The following is a 1628-nucleotide window of genomic DNA, read 5'->3' as shown; positions in this document are numbered from 1 at the left end:
GGTGACGGTCTGATCGCCTTTGTAGACATCATCCGGCGCAACAACCGAAACGCTGGCGCTCGATTGATTTACACTAATGGTAATGCTCTGGCCATTATCCAGCGTCACCGTCAACGGGTTGGTGATGTTGGTTACAGGCGTACCGTTCTTATCCACAAGGCTCGCGGTATAGACGATGTTTCCGCCCTCGCCAACGGTGGTGGTAGCGGTCAGGACAACGTCGACTTTGTCGATGGTGTCGTTGATCGCTGTCGTTGCACCGTTGCCCGCAACTTCCAGTTTCTCGAAGTTCCCGCCGGTGGTTTCGGTGATCTGAACGGTTTGAGTGCTCTTATCGATGAACACGTCATCGCTTGGGGCTGGCACGGTCACGGTGCCGACGGTTTCACCGGCGTTGATAGTGATCGACGATCCGTTATCGAGTTTCAGCGTGACGTCAGTACCGGCCTTGTTGCTCAAGGTCGCGGTGTACGTAATCTGGCCACCTTCGTTAACAGCATTCGGTGCGGTCAGCGTGACAGTCGTGGCGTTATCAGTGCCTGGAGTATCAGTAACGGTGGTATTAACCGGCGCGGTGCCTGGCACCAAATTCTCGAAGTACTCGCCACCCGTGACGGTCTGAATAGCAGCGGTGACGGTTTGGTCGCCCTTGTACACATCATCAGGCGCAACGACCGAAACGCTACCGCTCGACTGATTTACACCGATAGTGATGCTCTGGCCGTTATCGAGCGTCACGGTCAACGGGTTGGTGATGTTCGTCACCGGTACGCCGTTTTTATCCACAAGGCTAGCGGTGTAAACGATGTTGCCGCCTTCGCCGACGGTGGTGGTGGCGGTCAGAACTAGGTCGACTTTGTCGATGGTGTCGTTGATCGCTGTCGTTGCACCGTTGCCCGCAACTTCCAGTTTCTCGAAGTTGCCGCCAGTGGTTTCGGTGATCTGAACGGTTTGAGTGCTCTTATCGATGAACACGTCATCGTTAGGGGCTGGCACAGTCACGGTGCCGACGGTTTCACCAGCTTTGATGGTGATCGATGAGCCGTTATCGAGTTTCAGCGTGACGTCAGTACCGGCCTTGTTGCTCAAGGTCGCGGTGTACGTAATCTGGCCACCTTCGTTAACAGCGTTCGGTGCGGTCAGCGTGACGGTAGTGGTGTTGTCGGTGCCTGGAGTATCAGTAACGGTGGTATTAACCGGCGCGGTGCCTGGCACCAAATTCTCGAAGTGCTCGCCGCCAGTGACAGTCTTGATAGCAGTGGTGACGGTCTGATCGCCTTTGTAGACGTCATCCGGCGCAACAACCGAAACGCTGGCGCTTGATTGGTTTACACCGATGGTGATGCTTTGGCCGTTATCGAGCGTGACGGTCAACGGGTTGGTGATGTTCGTCACCGGTACGCCGTTTTTATCCACAAGGCTGGCGGTGTAAACGATGTTGCCGCCTTCGCCGACGGTGGTGGTGGCGGTCAGGACTACGTCGACCTTGTCGATAGTGTCGTTGATCGTTGTCGTTGCACCGTTGCCAGCAACTTCCAATTTCTCAAAGTTGCCGCCCGTTGCGTCGGTAATTTTGACCGTCTGCGTGCTCTTGTCGATGAACACGTCATCGCTTGGCGCTGGGACGG

The 1628-nt window shown here is 55.7% G+C and carries 1 protein-coding gene; it reads right to left on the bottom strand.

All coding sequences use genetic code 11. The annotated features are described in order from the left end of the window. Nucleotides 1–1628: immunoglobulin-like domain-containing protein (locus tag CIB54_RS27215; protein ID WP_332871823.1), on the bottom strand; the 1628-nt coding region annotated here is incomplete at both ends.

It is taken from the genome of Pseudomonas fluorescens (assembly GCF_002837185.1).
Lineage (GTDB): Bacteria > Pseudomonadota > Gammaproteobacteria > Pseudomonadales > Pseudomonadaceae > Aquipseudomonas > Aquipseudomonas fluorescens_AM.
This window is presented reverse-complemented; position numbering and strand designations above follow the sequence as displayed.